This window comes from Klenkia brasiliensis, assembly GCF_900100695.1.
Taxonomy (GTDB): Bacteria; Actinomycetota; Actinomycetes; order Mycobacteriales; family Geodermatophilaceae; genus Klenkia; species Klenkia brasiliensis.
In genome coordinates, this window is record NZ_FNCF01000006.1 from 315,231 (window position 1) to 335,048 (window position 19,818).

17 protein-coding genes are annotated in these 19,818 nt (G+C 73.7%); 5 read left to right on the forward strand and 12 right to left on the reverse strand.

The genetic code is table 11. The features are described 5' to 3' along the window. Nucleotides 1–11: 11 nt before the first annotated feature. A complete protein-coding gene (locus tag BLT39_RS18520; protein ID WP_091067179.1) occupies nucleotides 12–1,118 on the reverse strand; it encodes a polysaccharide deacetylase family protein in 1,107 nt (368 codons plus the stop codon). A 134-nt stretch (nucleotides 1,119–1,252) separates the two neighbouring features. On the opposite strand from BLT39_RS18520, the gene BLT39_RS18525 reads away from it, so the two are divergent. Further along, the gene (locus BLT39_RS18525) at nucleotides 1,253–2,038 is read left to right on the forward strand and encodes a DUF1295 domain-containing protein (RefSeq protein WP_165640322.1); all 786 of its coding nucleotides are present in this window, start codon (nucleotides 1,253–1,255) and stop codon (nucleotides 2,036–2,038) included. 20 nt (nucleotides 2,039–2,058) lie between these two features. Continuing rightward, nucleotides 2,059–2,616, forward strand: coding sequence for a dihydrofolate reductase family protein (locus BLT39_RS18530; RefSeq protein WP_091067185.1), 558 nt, complete (start codon nucleotides 2,059–2,061; stop codon nucleotides 2,614–2,616). Here the strand turns inward: BLT39_RS18530 and BLT39_RS18535 are convergent. After that, on the reverse strand, nucleotides 2,613–3,950 hold the full coding sequence (locus BLT39_RS18535; protein WP_242658538.1) for an ATP-dependent 6-phosphofructokinase: 1,338 nt from the start codon (nucleotides 3,948–3,950) through the stop codon (nucleotides 2,613–2,615). The genes BLT39_RS18530 and BLT39_RS18535 overlap by 4 nt on opposite strands. A gap of 130 nt (nucleotides 3,951–4,080) precedes the next feature. Between BLT39_RS18535 and BLT39_RS18540 the strand changes: the two genes are divergently transcribed. Then, nucleotides 4,081–4,680, forward strand: coding sequence for an SGNH/GDSL hydrolase family protein (locus tag BLT39_RS18540; protein WP_091067193.1), 600 nt, complete (start codon nucleotides 4,081–4,083; stop codon nucleotides 4,678–4,680). Here BLT39_RS18540 and BLT39_RS22580 read toward each other — a convergent pair whose 3' ends face one another. From BLT39_RS22580 to BLT39_RS18550, 3 genes are read right to left on the reverse strand one after another with little or no spacing between them, the layout of a single operon-like run. Beyond that, complete coding sequence (locus BLT39_RS22580) at nucleotides 4,681–4,821, reverse strand: hypothetical protein (RefSeq protein WP_165640323.1); 141 nt, start codon at nucleotides 4,819–4,821, stop codon at nucleotides 4,681–4,683. A gap of 39 nt (nucleotides 4,822–4,860) precedes the next feature. Beyond that, the gene (locus BLT39_RS18545; RefSeq protein WP_207508132.1) at nucleotides 4,861–6,705 is read right to left on the reverse strand and encodes a hydantoinase B/oxoprolinase family protein; all 1,845 of its coding nucleotides are present in this window, start codon (nucleotides 6,703–6,705) and stop codon (nucleotides 4,861–4,863) included. Between the two features lie 5 nt (nucleotides 6,706–6,710). Then, a complete protein-coding gene (locus BLT39_RS18550) occupies nucleotides 6,711–8,786 on the reverse strand; it encodes a hydantoinase/oxoprolinase family protein (RefSeq protein WP_091067200.1) in 2,076 nt (691 codons plus the stop codon). A gap of 187 nt (nucleotides 8,787–8,973) precedes the next feature. Here BLT39_RS18550 and BLT39_RS18555 point away from each other — a divergent pair, with 187 nt between their 5' ends. Both BLT39_RS18555 and BLT39_RS18560 read left to right on the forward strand, forming a co-directional pair. Further along, nucleotides 8,974–9,906 (forward strand): AurF N-oxygenase family protein, encoded by a 933-nt coding sequence (locus tag BLT39_RS18555; protein WP_091067203.1) that lies wholly within the window; start codon nucleotides 8,974–8,976, stop codon nucleotides 9,904–9,906. 10 nt (nucleotides 9,907–9,916) lie between these two features. Beyond that, on the forward strand, nucleotides 9,917–11,350 hold the full coding sequence (locus tag BLT39_RS18560; RefSeq protein WP_091067205.1) for an FAD-dependent oxidoreductase: 1,434 nt from the start codon (nucleotides 9,917–9,919) through the stop codon (nucleotides 11,348–11,350). 117 nt (nucleotides 11,351–11,467) lie between these two features. Here the strand turns inward: BLT39_RS18560 and BLT39_RS18565 are convergent, their stop codons facing one another. The 7 genes from BLT39_RS18565 to BLT39_RS18595 all read right to left on the reverse strand — a co-directional run bounded on the left by BLT39_RS18565 (nucleotide 11,468) and on the right by BLT39_RS18595 (nucleotide 19,664). Continuing rightward, a complete protein-coding gene (locus BLT39_RS18565) occupies nucleotides 11,468–12,289 on the reverse strand; it encodes an SDR family oxidoreductase (protein ID WP_091067208.1) in 822 nt (273 codons plus the stop codon). 38 nt (nucleotides 12,290–12,327) lie between these two features. Then, entirely contained in the window at nucleotides 12,328–13,611 is a 1,284-nt protein-coding gene (locus BLT39_RS23400) for a mechanosensitive ion channel family protein (protein WP_091067212.1), read from the reverse strand. Between the two features lie 123 nt (nucleotides 13,612–13,734). Next, nucleotides 13,735–14,418 carry an SRPBCC family protein gene (locus BLT39_RS18575; protein WP_091067215.1) on the reverse strand — a complete coding sequence of 228 codons (684 nt, stop codon included), beginning with the start codon at nucleotides 14,416–14,418 and terminating at the stop codon, nucleotides 13,735–13,737. Then, nucleotides 14,415–16,823, reverse strand: a complete 2,409-nt coding sequence (gene cutA / locus BLT39_RS18580) for an aerobic carbon-monoxide dehydrogenase large subunit (RefSeq protein ID WP_091067219.1) — start codon at nucleotides 16,821–16,823, stop codon at nucleotides 14,415–14,417. The genes BLT39_RS18575 and cutA overlap by 4 nt, the downstream gene beginning before the upstream one ends. Continuing rightward, on the reverse strand, nucleotides 16,820–17,338 hold the full coding sequence (locus BLT39_RS18585) for a (2Fe-2S)-binding protein (protein WP_091067222.1): 519 nt from the start codon (nucleotides 17,336–17,338) through the stop codon (nucleotides 16,820–16,822). The genes cutA and BLT39_RS18585 overlap by 4 nt, the downstream gene beginning before the upstream one ends. Continuing rightward, on the reverse strand, nucleotides 17,335–18,198 hold the full coding sequence (locus tag BLT39_RS18590; protein WP_091067226.1) for an FAD binding domain-containing protein: 864 nt from the start codon (nucleotides 18,196–18,198) through the stop codon (nucleotides 17,335–17,337). Before BLT39_RS18590 ends, BLT39_RS18585 begins: the two co-directional genes overlap by 4 nt. Then, nucleotides 18,195–19,664: a uracil-xanthine permease family protein gene (locus BLT39_RS18595; RefSeq protein ID WP_091067230.1), complete on the reverse strand. Its 1,470-nt coding sequence runs from the start codon at nucleotides 19,662–19,664 to the stop codon at nucleotides 18,195–18,197. Before BLT39_RS18595 ends, BLT39_RS18590 begins: the two co-directional genes overlap by 4 nt. Nucleotides 19,665–19,818 lie beyond the last annotated feature (154 nt).

The following is a 19,818-nucleotide window of genomic DNA, read 5'->3' on the forward strand; positions in this document are numbered from 1 at the left end:
TCTTTGCGCTGTCAGGCCAGCCGCTGGACCGCGGCGTTGGACGTCCACAGCCGGACGCCGGCCGCGGCCACCGCGGCGTCCCCGGGGGCGGCCGGGTCGAACGGCGTGCCGCCCAGCCAGGCCCACCCGGCCGGACGGCGGCCGATGACCTCGGTGAGCCGGGCCAGCGGGGCGAGCACCTGCCGGTCGACGTCGGCGGGGGTGCGCACGGACGCCGAGCTGGCGTGGGTGGCCGAGTGCCCGCACACCACGTGCCGGCCGGCGAGGTCGGCCAGGTCGTCCCAGGTCATCGCCAGCGCGGCGTCGCCGGGCAGGTCCTCGTCCAGCACGCCCAGGTCGTGCTCGGCGGCGAAGGCCCGCTGCTGGTCCGGCGGGCAGTCCAGGAACTCCGTCGGCGGGTAGAACCAGCCGACCAGGCCCAGCTCCTCGCACAGCGGCGCGGCGACCTGCGCGGCGCTGGCGAACCCGTCGAAGAACGCGGGGACGACGCCCGGCCGCGGGTCGGCCCAGCGGCCGGTGTCCAGCGCGGCGTGCAGGTCGGCCTCGGTGACGGGGGAGAAGCGCTGCGCGTACCAGGTGAGCTCCCGCCGCAGCTCGTCGGCGTGCGAGGCGGGGGTGTTGTGCCAGTTGACCACCCGCAGGTGCCGGCCGTGCAGCACCGCGTCGACGACCACGGCCGCCTCGGCGTCCCGGGCGGAGGCACCGGGCCGGCCGGTGTCGTCCGGCCGCCACGCCGCCAGCCCCGCGCCGTCCCCCTGCGCCGCCCCCGCCCCCGCCGCTTGCGCCGCCCTCCTGCTCGGGGTATCGGAAGCTCCACCAGGGCCGGCGAGCCCGTCCGCCGGGGTGGAGCTTCCGATACCCGGGGCACCCGGGCGCAGCCGGAGCAGGGCGAGGGCGGCGAGGGCGTCCTGCACCGTGGTGTCGGGGTCGGCGGCGCGCAGCACCGCCCAGGCCCGCCGGACGTCGGCGGCCAGCGCGCGGTCGGCCGGGTCCGGGGTGCCGGTGGTCGCCGTCCCGGTGCGGTCCAGCAGCGCGACCAGCATCGCGACCCCGGCCCGGTCCTCGTCCTCGGCCGCCACCGCCCGGGCCGCGGCGAGGAGCTCGTCGTCGGTGGCCACCCCCGGATGCAACCACCTCGCGGTCGGGGTGGCCCGACGTCCCCGACGGTGTGCGCACCGGACGACGGCCGGCCACCGTCAGCGGCGTCCGGCCACCCCGGTTGAGCCTGGTCCGCGCGGGGGAGACAGGCGCCGTGGGCGTGGACAGGAGCAACCTGAAGCGGGTCATCGGTGCGTCGGCGGCGGTGGTGACGGCACTGCAGGCCGGCACCGCGGCGCTGGCGCTGAGCAAGGGACGGCGGGACTACGCCGACGGCGTCTGGGGCCCCGGCCTCGCCGCGGTCGCGCTGACCGGTGCGGCGCTGGGCACCGGTGACCGCACCCGGCGGTGGGCGCTGGCCGCGGTCACCACTGCCTGGGCCGTCCGGCTGGAGTCGCTGATGCTGGGGCGGCTGCGCAGCAGCGACACCGAGGACGAGCGGTACACCGAGTTCCTCGAGGGCGACTCCACCCCGACGGTGCTGGCCAAGGTGTTCGGCACCCAGGCCGTCGCGCAGCTGCTGGTCTCCGCCCCGCTGCAGCTGGCCGCGGCCAGCACGCTGCCCCGCTCGGCCCGCCGGTGGCTGTTCCCGGCCGGCGTCGCGGTGGCCGTCACCGGCGCCGTCGTCGAGGCGGTCGCGGACCGGCAGAAGGCCGCCTACACCGCGCAGCCCAAGGACGAGCGGCCCGACGTGCTGGACACCGGCCTCTGGGGGGTGTCCCGGCACCCCAACTACCTGGGCGACTCGATCATGTGGGACGGCGTGTGGCTGGCCGGTGCCGCCTCCGCACCCGGCGGCTGGCTGGTCGCCGCCCCGGCCGCGATGAGCTACTTCCTGGTCTACGCCACCGGTGCGAAGCGGACCGAGGACAGGATGGGCGACCGCCCGGCCTACCAGGACTACCAGCGCCGGGTGTCCTTCTTCTTCCCCGGCACCTGACCGCGGGCCATGCTCACCGCATGGCCCGGTTGCTGTACTCCGCCATCTGCTCCCTCGACGGCTTCGTCGCCGACGAGGCCGGTGACTTCGGCTTCGCCTTCCCCGACCCCGAGGTGCTGGCCGCGGTCAACGCCGACACCGCGCAGGTCGGCACCTTCCTGCACGGCCGGCGGATGTACGAGCTGATGCAGGGCTGGGAGACCGACCCGTCCTGGGCCGAGGGCGACCCCGGGTCCGCGGAGTTCGCGGCGCACTGGCAGCGGGTGGACAAGGTCATCTACTCGACCACGCTGGAGGACGTCGTCACCCGCCGGACCACGCTGCGCCGCACCTTCGACCCCGCCGAGGTCGCCGAGCTGGTGCGCACCGCCGAGGCCGACGTCACCGTCGACGGCCCGACGCTGGCCGCGCACGCCTTCCGCGCCGGGCTGGTGGACGAGGTGCGGCTGCTGGTGGCGCCGTCCTCGATCGGTCGGGGCCTCAGGGCGCTGCCCGACGACGTCCGGCTGGACCTGGAGCTCCGGTCGGCCCGGCAGGTCGGCGGGTTCGCCGCCGTGCGGTACGCGGTGCGCCGCTAGAGGTGCACCGGCTGGCCGGTGGTCTCCAGCACCGACAGCCACAGGTCGCCCTTCGGGTCGACCTGGTTGCGGGAGCGGGTGACCAGCGGGATCGGCAGGTTGACGAACCGGCCGTGCCAGCGCCCGGCGACGATCGCGGTGCGGCCGGCCATCGCGGCGTGCACGGCGGCCTGGGCCAGCCGGGTGCAGTACACCGAGTCGTGGCTGTTGGCCGGCACGCTGCGGATGGCGTAGCCGGGGTCGACGTAGCGCAGCTGGAACGGCACCCCGCTGGCGCCGAGGTGGGCGCTCAGCTCGTCGCGCAGCTTCTTGCCGATGTCGAACAGCTTCACGTTGCCCGAGGCGTCGGCACCGCCCTCGACCCCGGCGAACATGTCCTGCCCGTACCCCTCGGCCACGACCACGACCGCGTGGCCCTGGGCCTCGAGCACCTTCTCCACGTGCGCCAGCACGCCGCGCTCCCCGCCCAGCGGCATGGCCACCTCGGGGATGAGCACCAGGTCGACGTCGTCGCTGGCCAGCGTCGCGTAGGCGGCGATGAACCCGGAGTGCCGGCCCATCAGCTTCACCAGGCCGACCCCGCCGCGGTGCGAGCGGGCCTCGGTGGCCGCCGACCGGATCGACTCCGCCGCCCGGCCGAACGCGGTCTGGAAGCCGAAGCTGCGGTCGATCCAGGGGATGTCGTTGTCGATGGTCTTGGGGACGCCGACCACCGCGATGGGCAGGCCCTGCCGCAGCGCCTCCTCGGCGATGGCCTGCGCGCCGCGCAACGACCCGTCGCCGCCGACCACGAACAGGATGTCGATCTGGCGCAGCCGCAGCGTCTCGACCATCACCCGCGGGTCCTGGCTGCCCCGGGAGGTGCCGAGCACCGTGCCGCCCTGCTGGTTGATGTAGCGGACCGACTCCGGGGTCAGGTCCATCGGCTCGTCGCCGTCGGGGGTCAGCCCCAGGTAGCCGTCGCGGAAGCCGGTCACCGAGTGCACGCCGTAGTGCTCGGCGAGCTCGCCGACCAGGCCGCGGATGACGTTGTTCAGGCCCGGGCACAGCCCGCCGCAGGTGACGATGCCGACCTTGGTGCGCTTGGGGTCGAAGAACAGCGTGCGGCGCGGGCCCCCGGGCTCGAAGGTGGGCAGCTCCTCCACCGGGACGCCGCGCCGGGCGGCCATGCCGAGGGTGCCGTCGACCAGCACGCGGTCGTGCTCGCCCACGTAGTGCAGGGACTCCCCGCGCTCGAGCAGCCCGCCGTCCAGCGGGGAGGGGACGGTCAGCTCGCCGAGGGTGCGGACGGCGAGGTCGGCCGCGGTCAGCTCGAGCTGCTCGTCGGTGTCCACGGGGTCCAGTGTGCCCTGTCCCGGGCCCCTGCCGGGACCCCGGCTCGCCGCTGACCTGCACGAACGGGGTAGACGTCCCAGACGTGTTCCCGTACCGGAACACCCCTGGTCGGTGCCCCGTTGCTCCTCCGTGAGCTTCTCCCTGGCCGTGCTCGGCGACTCCATCGCCTACGGGACCGGCGCCGCCCGCCCCGACGACGCCATCGGCCCGCGGCTGGTCAGGGCGCTGGCCGAGGACGGCGTCGACGCGACCCTGCAGGTGGTCGCCGTCCCGGGTGCGGTCTCCGCGGCGCTGGCCGGCCAGGTCCGGCTGGTCACCCGCTGCGACCTCGCGCTGGTCGTGGTGGGCGCCAACGACCTGACCCGGCTCGTGCCCCCGGCCGCGGCCGCCGAGCAGCTGGGGTCGGCGGTGCGGGACCTGCGGGTGCTGGGCGCCGACGTGCTCGTGGTCCCCGCGCCGGACCTGTCCGCGGTGCCGTGGGTGCCCCCGGCGTTCCAGCAGCTGGTGGCCGTGGCCAGCGGCGAGCTGCAGCGCCGGCAGACCGACGCCGTGCAGGCCGCCGGCGGGGTGGCCGTGCCGATCGGCACCGAGCTGGGCGCGCGGTTCCGCGCGCAGCCGGCGCTGTTCTCCGCCGACCGGTTCCACCCGTCCTCGGCCGGCTACGCGCTCATCGCCGAGGCACTGACCCCCGTCGTCCGCTCCGTCGCCCGGGGCCGCGCGGCCGCCTGATCAGTCGGCGTCGGCCTCGCGGGCGCGCAGCTCGCGGGTGGCCATGCCGCCCTCGCCGCCCTCGTCGCGGGGCCCGGCGTGCAGCTGGGCCTCGGTGTCGGATGAGGTGTCGGACTGGTCCTTCTCGTCGGGCTCGGTCATGCGGCCCAGCCTGAGGGCTGGGCCGCACGACCGCACGGCCTACAGGACGTCGAACTCGTTGAACGCCGCGCCGCCGGACAGGGTGGCGTAGCCGGGGCCGCGGTCGAAGAACGGCTCCTCGCCGGTGCGGGCGGCGCGCAGCTCCTCGCGCAGTGCGTCGGTGGCGGTCAGGTCGGCGTCCCCGTCGTCGTCGACGACCACGCCGTAGTCGCGGCGGGCGCCCTCGACGCTCACCTTCAGCCAGGCGATGTCCTGCAGGACCTCCTCGACCGGCCGCTCCAGCGGGTCGCCCCAACCGCCGCCGCCCGTCGTCCGCACCCGCACGACGGTCCCGGCCTTCAGCGGCTCGGCGTCGGCGAGGGCGTCGACCTCGTGCTCGTCGGGGCCGCCCGGGTCGACCGTGATCTGGAACGGCCGGCCGGCCTTGCCGCCCTTGACGCCCCAGCAGGCCAGGATCGAGCGGTCGGCGATGGACATGAAGTGGGCGTCGCGCAGCACCCGGATGTGCTTCTCGTAACCGCAGCCGCCGCGGTACCGGCCCGGGCCACCGGAGTCCATCGCCAGGCCCAGGGCCTCGATGCGCAGCGGGAAGCGGCCCTCGGTGAACTCCGTCGGCAGGTTCCGGGAGTCGGGGACGACGTGGATGGTGTCCTCGCCGTCGGCGTAGTACCGCCCGCCCGAGCCGCCGCCGAGCACCTCGCGCATGAGGTAGGGCTCGCCGTCGTGGTCGGTGCCGTAGACGCCGGTGTACCGGATGGTCTCCTGGTCGGCCGGCATCCGGCCGCCGGTGGCCTTGGCCAGCACGCCGGCCAGCACACCCAGCAGCCGCAGGATGACGAACGTGCGGGCGTTCGTCGGCGCGGGGAAGACCGGGGTGAGCAGCGTGCCCTTCTCGGGGAAGCGCATCTCGATGAGCGGGACGACGCCCTCGTTGACGTCGAGCTCGGACATCCGCTCCGGCGTCGCCGCCAGGTTCCGCAGGATCGGCGCGAGCCACTTCTTGAGGAAGTTGCCGTCCGAGTAGTCGCCGCAGTGGTTGATCGGCCCCTTGGCCTGCGGGCCGGTGCCGGTGAAGTCGATGACCAGGGGGACCTCGGCGGTGGAGTCCATGGTCAGCGTGATCCGCTGCCGGTGCAGCATCGGCTCGTCGACGCCGTCGTGCTCGGCGTAGTCCTCCCAGACGTAGGTGCCGTCGGGGATCTGGGACAGGATCTCGGTCCGGTAGACCTCGGTCGAGTTGGCCAGGATGGCGTCGAAGCAGGCCTCCACGGCCGCGACCCCGTACCGCTCGAACAGCTCGCCCAGCCGGCGGGCGCCGGCCAGGCAGGCCGAGCACTCGGCGTCCAGGTCGGCGGCCAGCGAGTCGGGCATCCGGGAGTTGCGGGTCATGATCTTCAGCGCCGACTCGTTGGGCACGCCGCGGTCCCACAGCTTGATCGGGGGGACCATCAGGCCCTCCTCGAACATGCTGGTCGCCGCCGAGGGCATGGAGCCGGGGACCGCGCCGCCGATGTCGTCGTGGTGGCCGAAGGCCTGGATGAACGCCACGACCTCGCCCTCGGCGAAGACCGGCACCGTCACGCACAGGTCGGGCAGGTGGCCGATCCCGCCCTCGGACAGGTAGACGTCGTTGTGGAAGAAGACGTCGCCGACGTTCATCTCCTCGATCGGGTAGTCGCGCACCACCGGCTGGACCAGCGCGGAGTACGAGCGGCCGGTGAGCTTGCGCAGCTGCCGGTCGTGGATGCCGGCGCGGAAGTCGTGCGCGTCGCGGATCATCGGGGAGCGCGAGGTGCGACCGATCGCGGTCTCGACCTCCATCTCGATCGCGGCCAACGTGCCGGCGACGATCTCGACCAGGACCGGGTCCGCTGAGGTGGGCACGGCGGTCACTGAGCACTCTCCTTGGTGAGCAGCAGGTTGGCGTAGCTGTCGACGGTGGCGCGGAAGCCGGGGTGCACGGGCACCGTGGAGCCGAACTCCTCGACGACCGCGGGGCCGGCGACGACGTCGCCGGGCTGCAGCCGGGTGCGGGCGTACAGGGGCGTCTCGACCCAGTCGTCGAAGAACACCCGGCGGGTGCCGGTGACGGCGTCGACGACCGACCCCTCGGTCCGGTCGGGTGCGGCCACCAGGTCCGGACGGCGGATCGGGCCGATGCCGCTGACCCGCAGGTTGACCCACTCCACCGCCTGGCGCGGGTCGGTGCGGAAGTCGTAGCCGTAGAGCTGGTGGTGCGCGGCGTGGAAGGCGTCGGCGACGGTGGCCAGCGCCGCGTCGTCGAGCTCTCCGTCGGGCACGGGCACCCGCACCTCGAAGGCCTGCCCGACGTAGCGCAGGTCCGCCGTCCGCTGCATGCGCTGGTCGTCGCGGGCGAAGCCCTCGCCGTCCAGGGCCGTGCCGGCCCGGGCCTCGAGCTCGGCGAAGGCGCCCGCCACGGCGCCGGCGTCCAGCGCGGTGTGCTTGGCGATCATGGTCTGCACGTAGTCGTTGCGGACGTCGACGGTGAGCAGGCCGAACGCGCTGACGTTGCCCGGGTTCGGCGGCACCAGCGTGCGGGGCAGACCGAGGATGTCCATCAGCCGGCAGGCCAGCAGCGAGCCCGAGCCGCCGAAGGTGGTCAGGGTGAAGTCGCGGACGTCGAGGCCGCGGGCGACGGTGACCTGCCGCAGCGCGTTGGCCTGGTTCCAGGCCGAGATCTCCAGGATGCCGGTGGCGGCCTTCTCCAGGGTGAGCCCGAGCTTGCCGCCGAGGGTCTCCAGCCCGCCGGACGCCGCCTCGACCGACAGCGGGATCTCCCCGCCGAGCAGGTGCGGGGGGATCCGGCCGAGGACGACGTGCGCGTCGGTGACGGTCGGCTCGGGGCCGCGGCTGGGGTAGCACATCGGGCCCGGGTCGGCGCCGGCGCTGCGCGGGCCGACCTTGAGCGTGCCCTCGGGTGCGATCCAGGCGATGGAGCCGCCGCCGGCGCCCACGGTGACGACGTCGATCATCGGGATCTTCGACGGGTAGGCGCCGACCGTGCCCTCGGTGGTGAGCGCGGGCTCGCCGTCGATGACCACGGTGACGTCGGTGGAGGTGCCGCCGCCGTCGCAGGTGAGGATGCGGTCGAACCCGGCGGTCTGGGCGATGAGCGCGGCACCCAGGGCGCCGGCGGCGGGGCCGGACAGCATCGTGGTGATCGGCTGGTGCACGACCTCCTCGGCCGACAGCACGCCGCCGTTGCTCTTCATGACGTAGAAGGGGACGCCGGGGGCGATCTCGTCCAGCCGCGACCGGATGCTGGTCACGTAGGCGCCGACCTTGGGCTTCACCGCTGCGTCGACGAGCGTGGTGACCGACCGCTCGTACTCGCGGTACTCGCGCAGCACGCCGGAGGAGATCGACACGACGCAGTCGGGGTGCACCTCGTGCAGCACCTCGAGCATGGCGCGCTCGTGCTCGTCGTTCGCGTAGGCGTGGAGGAAGCAGACGCCGATGCAGCCGATGCCGGCGTCCTTGAAGAACTGCGCGGCGGCGACGGCCTGGTCGCGGTCGAAGGGCCGCACCTCGGCGCCGGTGTGGTCCAGCCGCCCGCCCACGGTCCGCACCAGGTCGGCCGGGACGATCCGGGGCGGCTTGACCCAGAAGTAGCTGTTGCCGTAGCCGTCGGGCACCGACTGCCGGGCGATCTCCAGCACCGACGCGTAGCCCTCGGTGGTGATGAACCCGATCCGGTCCAGCTTGCCCTCGAGCAGCTGGTTGGTGGCCACCGTGGTGCCGTGGCTGACCGCGGTCACCGCCTCGCCGGTGAGCCCCATCAGGTCGAGGACCTTCTGCACGCCCGCGAGGAAGCCGTCGGCCGGGTTGCCGGGGGTGGACGGCGTCTTCGTGGTGGTCGTGGCACCGGACTCCTCGTCCACCGCGACGACGTCGGTGAACGTGCCGCCGGTGTCGATGCCGATGCGTACCCGCCTGCTCGTCATGGCCGATAACTTAGCGATGAGATATTTCCAGGGGAAGACGTGTGGGGCAGAACATCCCGCGCCGATGAGGGTTGGGTCACACTCCGCGCGGGAAGATGTGTCGCGGGGTTGCAGGTACCGGCGCCGCCGGGCATCCTTGTTACCTGTAACCGGGTGTTACACGCAACGATCACGGAGGGCCGACCCCATGACCAGCACGCTGCCGCGCACCGACCAGCTGTCCGCCGCCTTCTCGGCCGCCGACCGCGACGGCGAGGCGGTCTCCGCCCGGCTGCTGGACTCCGCCGCCCAGCTCTCCTACGACCCGACCACCGAGGTCGACTGGGACGAGCCGCTCGACCCGGCACTGCACGGGCTGAACCCGGAGTGGAGCACGCTGTACGGCACGCGGCTCTGGGACGAGATGACCGAGGAGCAGCGGGTCACGCTGACCCGGCACGAGGTCGCCTCGATCATGAGCACCGGCATCTGGTTCGAGATGATCCTGCAGCAGATGCTGCTGCGCGAGCACTACGCCGGTGACACCACCCGCAAGGACTTCCAGTTCGCGCTCACCGAGATCGCCGACGAGTGCCGGCACTCGCTGATGTTCGCCCGGGCCTGCGAGAAGCTCGGCGCCACCGGCTACGCACCCAAGCGCAGCGGCATCGAGCTGGGCCGGTTCTTCAAGACCTTCGCCGACGGCGAGCGCGCCTTCGGGGCCGCGCTGGTGGCCGAGGAGGTGCTCGACGTCATGCAGCGCGACTGGATGCGCGGCGAGGACGTGCTGCCGCTCATCCGCACCACGAGCCGGATCCACGTGGTCGAGGAGTCCCGGCACATGACCTACGCCCGGCAGGAGATGCGGGAGAGCCTCGAGGGCACCAGCGCCCCGCGCCGGCGCACCACCGCCACCCTGCTGGCCATCGTGACCGCCGTCGTGGTCACCAACCTGGTGCACCGCGACGTCTACACCGCCGCCGGCCTGGACGCCGACCGCGCCGAGCGCGAGGCCGCGGCGAACAAGCACCACCACGCGATGATGCGGACCAGCAGCCGGCACCTGATGACCTTCCTGGGCGAGTGCGGCATGCTCACCGCCCCGGCCAAGGCGATCTACCGCCGCCTGCACATGCTCTGAGGGGCACCCCATGGCGTTCGCGATCACCCAGAACTGCTGCTCGGACGCCTCCTGCGTCTCGGTCTGCCCGGTCAACTGCATCCACCCCACCCCGGACGAGCCGGAGTTCGGGCGGACCGAGACGCTCTACGTCGACCCCCGCACCTGCATCGACTGCGGTGCCTGCGCCGACGCCTGCCCGGTCGACGCCATCGCCCCCACCTGGCTGCTGCGCCCCGAGCAGCAGGTCTACGCGCAGGTCAACGCCGACTGGTTCACTCGCCCCGACGCCCCGGCCACCCCGGTCTGGGACGCACCACGGTTCCCCGGCGTCGACCTGTCGGCGATTGGCCGGCTGGAGGTCGCGGTGGTGGGCACCGGACCGGCCGCGGTCTACGCCGCGCAGTCGGTGCTGCGGGCCACCGAGGCCCGGGTGACCTTCCTGGAGCGGCTGGCCACCCCGGGTGGGCTCGCCCGCTGGGGCGTGGCGCCCGACCACCCCGGCACCCGGCGGGTGCTGGAGAGCACCGAGGCCGTGCTCGACCACCCGCGGGTCAGCCTGCGCACCGGCGTCGAGGTCGGCCGCGACGTCACCCCGGCGGAGCTGTCCCGCCGGTACGACGCCGTCGTCTACGCCACCGGAGCGGCCGGCGACCGCGCGCTCGACGTCCCCGGTCAGGAGCTGACCGGCAGCGTCTCGGCCCGCGAGGTCGTCAACTGGTACACCGGTCACCCCGAGGCGGCGCCGGTCGACCTGTCGCAGGTGCGCCGCGTCGTGGTCGTCGGGACCGGCAACGTCGCGCTCGACGTCGCCCGCATGCTGTCGTCGGACCCCGGGCGGCTGGCGGGCACCGCGATCTCCCCGGCCGCGCTGCGGGCGCTGCGCACCAGCGCGCTGCGCGAGGTGCTGGTGGTCGGGCGCCGGGGTGCCGAGGACGCCGCCTGCAGCAGCTCCGAGCTGCGCGCGCTCACCCACCTGCCCGGGGTGCGCACCGTGCTGTCCGGCAAGGCGCCCGACGACGCCCCGCCCGGGTCCAAGGCCGAGCTGTTCGCCGCCCTCGAGCGCTTCGACGACGACCTGGCCGCGCCCCCGGGACCGGGCCGGCGCATCGTGTTCGCCTTCGGCCAGGCCACCCGTGCGCTGGTGGGCGGGGACCGGGTGCGCGGCATCGTGCTGGGGTCGACCGACGGCGACGTGACCGTGCCGGCCGAGCTGGTGGTGCGGGCGATCGGGCACCGCGGCACCGAGCTGCCGGGCCTGCCCTTCGACGCGGCGACCGGGCGGGTGCCGCACGAGGCCGGCCGGGTGGTCGGCGCGCCGGCCGGCACCTACGTGGTCGGCTGGGCCAAGCGCGGGCCCTCGGGCGGCATCGGCGCCAACCGCCCGGACGCCGAGGAGACGGTGGGCTCGCTGCTGGCCGACGCCGCAGCCGGTGTCATCGGCCGCCGCCCCCGCCGCCGCTGACCCCTCGCCCGTGCAGCGTTGATCAGGGAGGTTGATCGAACTCCGATCTGGTGCACCAGATCTCGTGCACCAGGACGGAGTTGGACCAGCTCCCCTGATCGACGCTGAGCCCGTGGGTCAGCCCTGGGCGAGCTCGGCGAGGTGCTGGGTGTCCTGCCAGCCCTGCAGGCGCGACTCGTAGTCCTTGGTCGCGATGCCCAGCGGTGCGGTGCCGAAGAAGACGCGCAGCGGCGGCTTCTCGCTGTCCACCAACTGCAGGACGGCGGCCGCGGACGCCACCGGGTCGCCGGGGCTGGACACCCGCGCCTTGCGCTGCTCGGCGGCCTTGACCCGGAACTCGTCGTAGGCCGGGTTCGGCGTGGCGTGCTTGGCGGAGGCGCCGGGCCAGTCGGTGTCGAAGCCGCCGGGCTCGATGAGGGTGACGTGGATGCCGAAGTCGGCGACCTCGGCGGCCAGGGCCTGGGAGAAGCCCTCGAGCGCCCACTTGGAGGCGTTGTAGATGCCGATGTTCGGGAACGCGGAGATGCCGCCGATGCTGGACACCTGCAGCACGTGGCCCGAGCCCTGCTCGCGCAGGAACGGCAGCGCCGCCTGGGTGACCCACAGTGCGCCGAACACGTTGGTCTCGAACTGCGCCCGGGCCTCGGCCTCGGAGATCTCCTCGACCATGCCGAACTGGCCGTAGCCGGCGTTGTTGACCACCACGTCGAGCCGGCCGAAGTGGGCGTGCGCCCGCTCGACCGCGGCGAAGACGGCCGCGCGGTCGTCCACGTCGAGCTGCACGGGCAGGACGCGGTCGCCGAAGCGGGCGACGACGTCCTCCAGCGAGGCGGTGTCGCGGACGGTGGCGGCGACGGAGTCCCCGCGCTCGAGGGCGGCGATGGTCCAGGCGCGGCCGAAACCGCGGGAGGCGCCGGTGATGAACCAGGTCTTCGACATGCCTGGTGCCAGCGCCTCCCGCGGCCGCGGTGTTCCCGTCAGCGCCGGTCGTCGTCCCGCGGGTGCTGCTCGTCGGTGATGCGCGGCAGCTGGGCGGTGCCGGGCTCGTCGGTGCGCGGCTGCTCCTCGACCCAGATCGGCGGCTCCTCGGCCGGCCGGTCGTAGGCCTGGTGCGGGTCGGGTGCGGCGGAGGACGCGGTGGCCCCGGTCGTCCCCGCCCCGCCGGACGGTGTGCCACCCGACCACGGCTGCGGCGACCCGTACTGCTGGCCGTACTGGTCTTGCTGGCCGTACTGGTCCTGCTGGCCGTACTGGCTCTGCTGGCCGTACTGGTCCTGCTGGCCGTACTGGCCCTCCGACGGCGCCGGCGGGGTCACCGCCTGCGGGTCGTAGACCTGCGTGGGGTGCTGGTCGGCGGGCTGCTGGGGCGGGTAGACGGGGGCGGCCTGCTGCTGCGCGGCGCGCTCGGCCTCGGCCTGCTGGGCGCGCTGCCGGTCGAGCTCGGCCTGCTGGGCGCGCTGGCGCTCGGCCTCGGCCCGCTCGGCCTCGGCGCGGGCGCGCTCGGCGGCCTCCCGCTCCTCGCGGGCGCGGCGCTGCTCGGCGGCGATCCGGTCGGCCTCGGCCTGCAGCACCTCCGACGCCGGCCGCGCGGCCTGCGCCTCGCGGCGCACGTTCGGCGCCTCGGCCTCGACCTTGCTCAGCGCGTTCTCCCAGCGCTGGCGCATCGGGACGATGCCGCCCCCGCCGACGGCCACCACGACCACGCCCACGACGGCGACCAGGATCGCGTAGAGCACGGCGTTGACCACGTTCTGGGCGATCTCGAGCTGGTCCAGCGCGGCGATGACGCCGAGCGCGAGGACGACGGTCGACGCGGCGGTGGCCAGGGTGCGGGCGTAGGACAGCGACCCCAGCGCGTTCTGCACGACCAGCCGGACGGCGGCGGCGATGGCCGCGGCGATGACCAGGATGAGGATCGCGACGAAGACCTTGGGCAGGTAGCCGATGATCGCGGCCAGGTAGTCGCTGATCGGGTTCTGCCCGAAGACGCCGAACGCGGTGGAGAGCACGAAGAGCATCACGGCGTAGAAGACGATCTTCGCGAGGATCGCCGAGGCGTCGTACTGGCTGCCCTGCAGGAGCTTGCGGATGCCACCGCGCTCGACGGCCCGGTCGAAGCCGACCTTCTCCAGCACCTTGGTCAGCAGCTTCTCCAGCGCCTTCGCGATGAAGTAGCCGACGACGAGGATGATCACCGCCAACAGCAGCTTGGGCAGGAACGCGACGACGTCCCCGAGTGCGTTGCCTACTGAGTTGCCCATGTCCTGGACCTCCTGGTGGGTTGGCGGCTCGCCACACCATGCCCGAGCCGGCCGGAGCCCACCTGTCGAGGCACCGGAGGGACCCGTCGGACGCGCGCAGCTCCGGCTGGCCGGACCGTCAGGTCAGCTGCGGCGGCCCAGCAGGTAGCCGACGAGCACGCCGAGCAGCGTGAGCACGCCACCCCCGACGGCGGCCAGGGCCAGCTCGGCCGGGGCCGAGCCGGCCGGGGCGCCCGACGGCGCGGAGAAGCGCACCGGGGCGGCCGGCGAGGTGCTGTCGGGGGACGACCCGCCGCGCACGGCGGTGTCGCTGACGGCGGCCGCCGACGGCGTCACGTCCGCGTTCGCCGGCGCCGGGACGGCGGGGGCCGTGCCGGTCAGCTCGGCGTCGATGGCGGAGAAGAACTGCCCGGCCAGCCGCTTGGCGACCCCGGTGATCATCCGCTGGCCGACCCCGGCCACCGCGCCGCCGACGACCGCGTCGGCGTCGTAGGTGAGCTTGGTGCCGCCCTCGACGGCCTCCAGCGTGATCGGCACGGTGGCCCGCACCGAGCCCGGGCCGCCCGAACCCGACGCGTGCATCACGTAGCGGGTGGGCTCGGTCTTGTCGGTGAGCTTGACCTCGCCGGCGTACACCCCGCGGATGGCGCCGACGCCGACCGAGACGGTCATCGCGTACTCGTCCTCGCCGGTGCGCTCGAGCCCCTGGCAGCCCGGGATGGTGCGGGCCAGCACGGCCGGGTCGGTGATCGCCGCCCACACCTCCGCCGGCGGGGCGGACAGGGTGGCGGTGCCGTCGAGCTTCACGCAGGTGCTCCTTCTCGGGTGGGGACCCGCTCCGCGTCGGGGTCGCGGACCAGGTCGTAGAGCTCGGTGGGGGAGATGGGCATGGCGGCGATGCGCCGGCCCACGGCGTCCTCGATGGCCGAGGCGATGCACGCGGTGCCCGGGATGACGCCGGCCTCGCCGGCGCCCTTGAGGCCTAGCGGGTTCAGCGGCGACGGGGTCTCCTGGTGGTCGATGACCACGTCGGGGACCTCGCTGGCGTAGGGCATGAGGAAGTCCATGAACGAGGCGTTCTGCAGCTGGCCGTCGCCGTCGTAGGCCATCCGCTCGTACAGCGCCCCGCCCACGCCCTGGGCGACCCCGCCGTGGACCTGGCCCTCGACGATCATCGGGTTGACGATGTTCCCGCAGTCGTGGACGACGGCGTAGTCGACGACGTCGATCTCCCAGGTGGTCGGGTCGATCTCCACCACCGCGGCGTGCGCGCCGGAGGCGAAGGTCGACCGGATCGGGGAGTAGTAGTCGACGTGCTCCAGCCCGGGGGCGTCGCCGACCGCGACCGGGGGCTTGGAGTCGTCGCCGGGGCCGGCGAACTGGGTGGCCTGCCGGGCCGCCTCGTCGAAGGCGTACCGCAGCGGGTTGGACAGCACCGCGACCGTGCGCAGCGGGATCGAGGCGCCGGGGGTGCCCTTGACCTGCACCAGGCCCTCGTCGATCTCGAGGTCCTCGACGTCGGCCTCGAGCACGTCGGCGGCGATGCGCAGCGCCTTGGCCCGCACCCCGCGGGCGGCGAGCGCGATGGCGTTGCCGCTCATCACCGCCGCGCGGGAGGCGAAGGTGCCCACCGCGTAGCCGAAGCGGCGGGTGTCGCCGGTGGTGACCTCGACGTCCTCGATCGGGACGCCGAGCTCGTGCGCGACGATCTGCGCGAACGCTGTCTCGTGCCCCTGGCCCTGCGACGTGAGGCCGGTGGAGACCAGCACCTTGCCCGACCCCAGGACCTGCACGTGGCCGCCCTCGTAGGGGCCGGGGCCGGTGCCCTCGACGTACATCGCCATGCCGACACCGAGCTGCTTGCCCCGCGACGCCGCCTCCTCGCGCCGGGCGTCCATCGAGTCCCACCCGACCAGGGCGATGAGCTTGTCCAGCAGACCCTCGTAGTCCCCCGAGTCGTAGATGACCGGCCGGCCGTCCTGGAACGTCAGGTGGTGGTCGTAGGGGAACTGGTCCTTACCGATCAGGTTGCGCCGGCGCACCTCGGCGCGGTCCAGACCGAGGTCCTGGGCGATGCGGTCCATCGTCCGCTCCATGGCGTAGCAGCCCTGGGGCCGGCCGGCGCCGCGGTAGGGCGTGACGATGACGGTGTTGGTGTAGACGCTGTCGATGCGCACCCGGTAGACGGGGATGGCGTACGGGCCGACCAGCTGGGTGGCCGTCACGATCGGCACGATGATCCCGTAGGGCGTGTAGGCCCCGTTGTCGTGCCAGCCGCGCACGTCGAGCGCGGTGACCCGGCCCTCGTCGTCGTAGCCGACCGTGATCTCCTGCCGCTGCTCGCGCTCGTGCGCAGACGAGATGAAGTGCTCGCGGCGGTCCTCGGCCCAGTGCACCGGCTGGCCGAGGGCGATCGCGGCCATCGGGACCAGCAGCTCCTCGGGCCACGGGTGCACGATCTTGACGCCGAACCCGCCGCCGACGTCGGGGGCGACGACCTCGACCTTCTCCAGCGACAGCTGCAGCTTGGCCGCGATGGCCGCGCGCACCGAGGTGGAGGCCTGGGTGGAGGTGTGCACCCGCAGCGAGGCGTCGTCGTGGTCCCAGACCGCGTGCACGCCCTTGCCCTCCATCGGCATGCAGGCGCTGCGCTCGATGTACTGGGTGAAGCTCAGGGTGTGCGCGGAGGCGGCCAGCGCGGCCTCGACGTCGCCGGTCTCCTGGTGGTGCCGGGCGGCGACGTTGTCGGGCACGTCCTCGTGCACGGCGTGCGCGGCGGCGCGGGCCGCGTCGACGCCGACGACGACCGGGAGCTCCTCGTAGCTGACGACGATGCGGTCGCAGACGTCCTCGGCCACGTACCGGTCGGTCGCGACGACCATGACCACGGCCTCGCCGACGTGCTGCACGACGTCGCGGGCCAGGGGGTAGCCGGTGCGGGGCGCGGTCAGCTGCGGGTGCGGGATGAGCACGGGCAGCGGCTCGGCCATCGGGCCGACGAGGTCCTCGTAGGTGTAGACGGCGACGACGCCCTCGACGTCCAGCGCACCGTCGACGTCGATGTCGGTGATGCGGGCGTGCGCGTACGGGCTGCGGACGAAGGCCGCGGCCAGCGCGCCGTGCCCGATGTCGTCGGTGTAGCGGCCGCGGCCGGTGATCAGCCGGAGGTCCTCGCGCCGGCGGACCGGCTCGCCGAACAGCTTGGTGGTCACCGGGCGGCCTCCTTCATGAGGCCCGCGGCGTGCCGGCAGGCCTTCTTGATGTTGGCGTAGCCGGTGCACCGGCAGAGGTTGCCGCCGACGATCTCGTCGACCTCCTCCTCGGTGATGTCGGTCGAGGCGTCGCGCGCCTCGAGGCCGGCGGCCATCGTCATGAGGAACCCCGGGGTGCAGAACCCGCACTGCAGGGCGTGGCACTCGCGGAAGGCCTCCTGCACCGGGTGCAGGATCTCCCCGCCCCGGCCGTCGTCGCGGGCGAGGCCCTCGACGGTGGTGACCGCCTTGCCGTCGACCTGCACGGCCAGCACCAGGCACGAGCGGACCGGGGTGCCGTCGACCAGCACGGTGCAGGCGCCGCAGACGCCGTGCTCGCAGCCGACGTGGGTGCCGGTCAGCTCCAGGTCGTGGCGGAGCGCGTCGGACAGCAGCCGGCGGACCGGCACCGTCGTTCCACGTGCAACACCGTTCACCGTGACGGTGATGGCCCGTTCGGTCGAGACGTCGGTCATCGGGATGCGGCCTCCTCGGCGGCGCGGGCGAGCGTGCGTTCGGTCAGGACGCCGACCAGCAGCCGGCGGTAGTCCGCGCTGGCGTGCAGGTCGCCGTCCGGGTCGACGAGGGTGCGGGCCAGGGCGCCCGCGGCGGCCCAGTCGGCCTCGGCGACGGTGCGGCCGGCGACGGCCTCGGTCAGGTCGTGCACCTCGGGCACCAGGCCCACGGAGATGTAGGCCGCCCGGGCGGCGGTGACCCTCGAGTCCTCGTCGAGGGTCACGGTGACCCCGGCGCCGCACACGGCGTAGTCGCCCTTGCGCCGGGAGACCTCCTCGAAGGCGGTGCCGCTGCGGGGCGGGAGGGCGGGGAAGAACGCCTCGGTGACCACGGCCGGGCCGTGCACGGAGGTCTCCAGGGGGCCGACGAAGAAGTCGGCCCAGTCGACCGTCTGCGGACCACCCGGCGTCGCGACGGTGACGGAGCCACCGGTCAGCGCCAGCACGGAGGTCATCTCGCCGGAGGGGTCGGCGTGGGCGATGGAACCGACGGTGGTGCCGCGGTTGCGGATCGCGGGGTGGGCGACGTTCGCCGTCGCCCGGGCCAGCAGCGGTTGCACCCGCGCGGCCTCGGCGTGGTGGAGCAGGTCCGCGTGGCGGACCAGGGCCCCGACCCGGACCCCGGCGCCGCTGACGGCGACGGAGTCCAGGCCGGGGATCCGGTTGATGTCCACGAGGGTGGCCGGGGAGGCCAGCCGCATGGACAGCAGGGGGAGCAACGACTGCCCTCCGGCCAACACCTTGGCGCCGTCCTCGGCGAGGAGGGTCAGCGCCTCGTCGAGCGAGGTGGGGTCGGCGTAGCCGAAGGGCGCGGGCTTCACGGGTTGCGGGTCTCCCTCTCGATCGTGCGGGTGGCGGTCTGCTGGTCCAGCGACGAGGGGTCGGCGCCACCGGCGTCGTGCACCCCGGCGTTGCCCAGCGCGGGGCCGGTGCCGTGCCGGAAGCCGTCCTCGGACATCAGGGCGGCCCGCATCTCCTGGGGGGCCAGCGCCCGGGCGACGTGCCAGCCGACGACGGCGACGATCGTGCCCAGCGCGATGCCGCCGAGGGAGAAGTTGTCGGTGAAGACCAGGGTCACGTTGCCGATGCCGATGATGATCCCGGCGGCCAGCGGCACCAGGTTGATCGGGTTGGCGAAGTCGACCCGGTTCTCCTTCCAGATCTTGGCGCCGAGCAGACCGATCATCCCGTAGAGGACGACGGTGATGCCGCCGAGGACGCCGCCGGGGGTGGCGTTGACGACGGCGCCGAACTTGGGCACCAGGCCCAGCAGGATCGCCACGACCGCGGCCACGTAGTAGGCCGCGGTGGAGTAGACGCGGGTGGCGGCCATGACGCCGATGTTCTCGGCGTAGGTGGTGGTGGGGGAGCCGCCGACCGAGCTGGCCAGCACGGTGCCGACGCCGTCGGCGAAGACCGCCCGGCCCAGCACCGGGTCGAGGTCGCGCTTGGTCATCTCGCCGACGGCCTTGACGTGACCGGCGTTCTCGGCGACCAGCGCGATGACGGCCGGCAGCACGAGCAGGGTGAAGTTGAGGGAGAAGCTGGGCGCGGTGAAGTCGGGCAGCCCGAACCAGTCGGCCGCCGAGACGCCGGAGAGGTCGACGCGGTCGTGCACGGTGGCCTCGGTGGCCCCGCCGAGGACGGAGGTGATCGGGCCGGCGGTGGCGTCGAGCATCAGGGAGAGCAGGTAGCCGAAGACCAGGCCGAGCAGGATGGAGATGCGGGACCAGAAGCCGCGCAGGGCCAGCGAGGCGACGATGACGAAGGCCATCGTGGCCAGGGCGACCCACTGGTCCTGGGGCCAGTAGGTCTGCGCGGCGACCGGGGCGAGGTTGAACCCGATGAGCAGCACCACGGCGCCGGTCACCGCCGGCGGCAGCACCTTGTTGACCACCCGGACGCCGGCGACCTGGATCAGGATGCCGACCAGGGCGAGGACGACGCCGGCCACGAGGATCGCGCCGACCTTGTCCGAGACGCCGCCGCCCTGGGCGCTGATGGCCGCGACGCCGCCGACGAAGGCGGCCGAGGTGCCGAGGTAGGAGGGCACCTTCCCCTGCACGATCAGCAGGAAGACGATCGTCGCGATGCCGGACATCATGATCGCGAGGTTCGCGTCCAGGCCCATGATCAGCGGGAAGACGAAGGTCGCGCCGAACATGGCGACGACGTGCTGGGCGCCGATGCCGATGGTCAGCGGCCACGAGAGCCGCTCGTCGGGGGCCACGGCCTCACCGGGCGGCGGGGTCTTCCCGTCGCCGTACAACTTCCACCCGAACGCCATGACTTCCTCCTGCTCGGTGCGGCCTCGGTCGGCCGCGGACGCTCTCCGGTGGGCACGATCCCGCCGGGCGCGGCCACTGTGACACCGACCACCGACACTACGGAAGTACCTCAGCGCTAAATCTTCGTGCCCGTGATGTTGCCCGGAGATTTCT

Coding starts and splice junctions, on each gene's coding strand:
- BLT39_RS18530 (WP_091067185.1), top strand. CDS start 2,059: ATGGCCCGGTTGCTGTACTCCGCCATCTGCTCCCTCGACGGCTTCGTC.
- BLT39_RS22580 (WP_165640323.1), bottom strand. CDS start 4,821: ATGACCGAGCCCGACGAGAAGGACCAGTCCGACACCTCATCCGACACC.
- BLT39_RS18550 (WP_091067200.1), bottom strand. CDS start 8,786: ATGACGAGCAGGCGGGTACGCATCGGCATCGACACCGGCGGCACGTTC.
- BLT39_RS18555 (WP_091067203.1), top strand. CDS start 8,974: ATGACCAGCACGCTGCCGCGCACCGACCAGCTGTCCGCCGCCTTCTCG.
- BLT39_RS18560 (WP_091067205.1), top strand. CDS start 9,917: ATGGCGTTCGCGATCACCCAGAACTGCTGCTCGGACGCCTCCTGCGTC.
- BLT39_RS18565 (WP_091067208.1), bottom strand. CDS start 12,289: ATGTCGAAGACCTGGTTCATCACCGGCGCCTCCCGCGGTTTCGGCCGC.
- BLT39_RS23400 (WP_091067212.1), bottom strand. CDS start 13,611: ATGGGCAACTCAGTAGGCAACGCACTCGGGGACGTCGTCGCGTTCCTG.
- BLT39_RS18585 (WP_091067222.1), bottom strand. CDS start 17,338: ATGACCGACGTCTCGACCGAACGGGCCATCACCGTCACGGTGAACGGT.
- BLT39_RS18595 (WP_091067230.1), bottom strand. CDS start 19,664: ATGGCGTTCGGGTGGAAGTTGTACGGCGACGGGAAGACCCCGCCGCCC.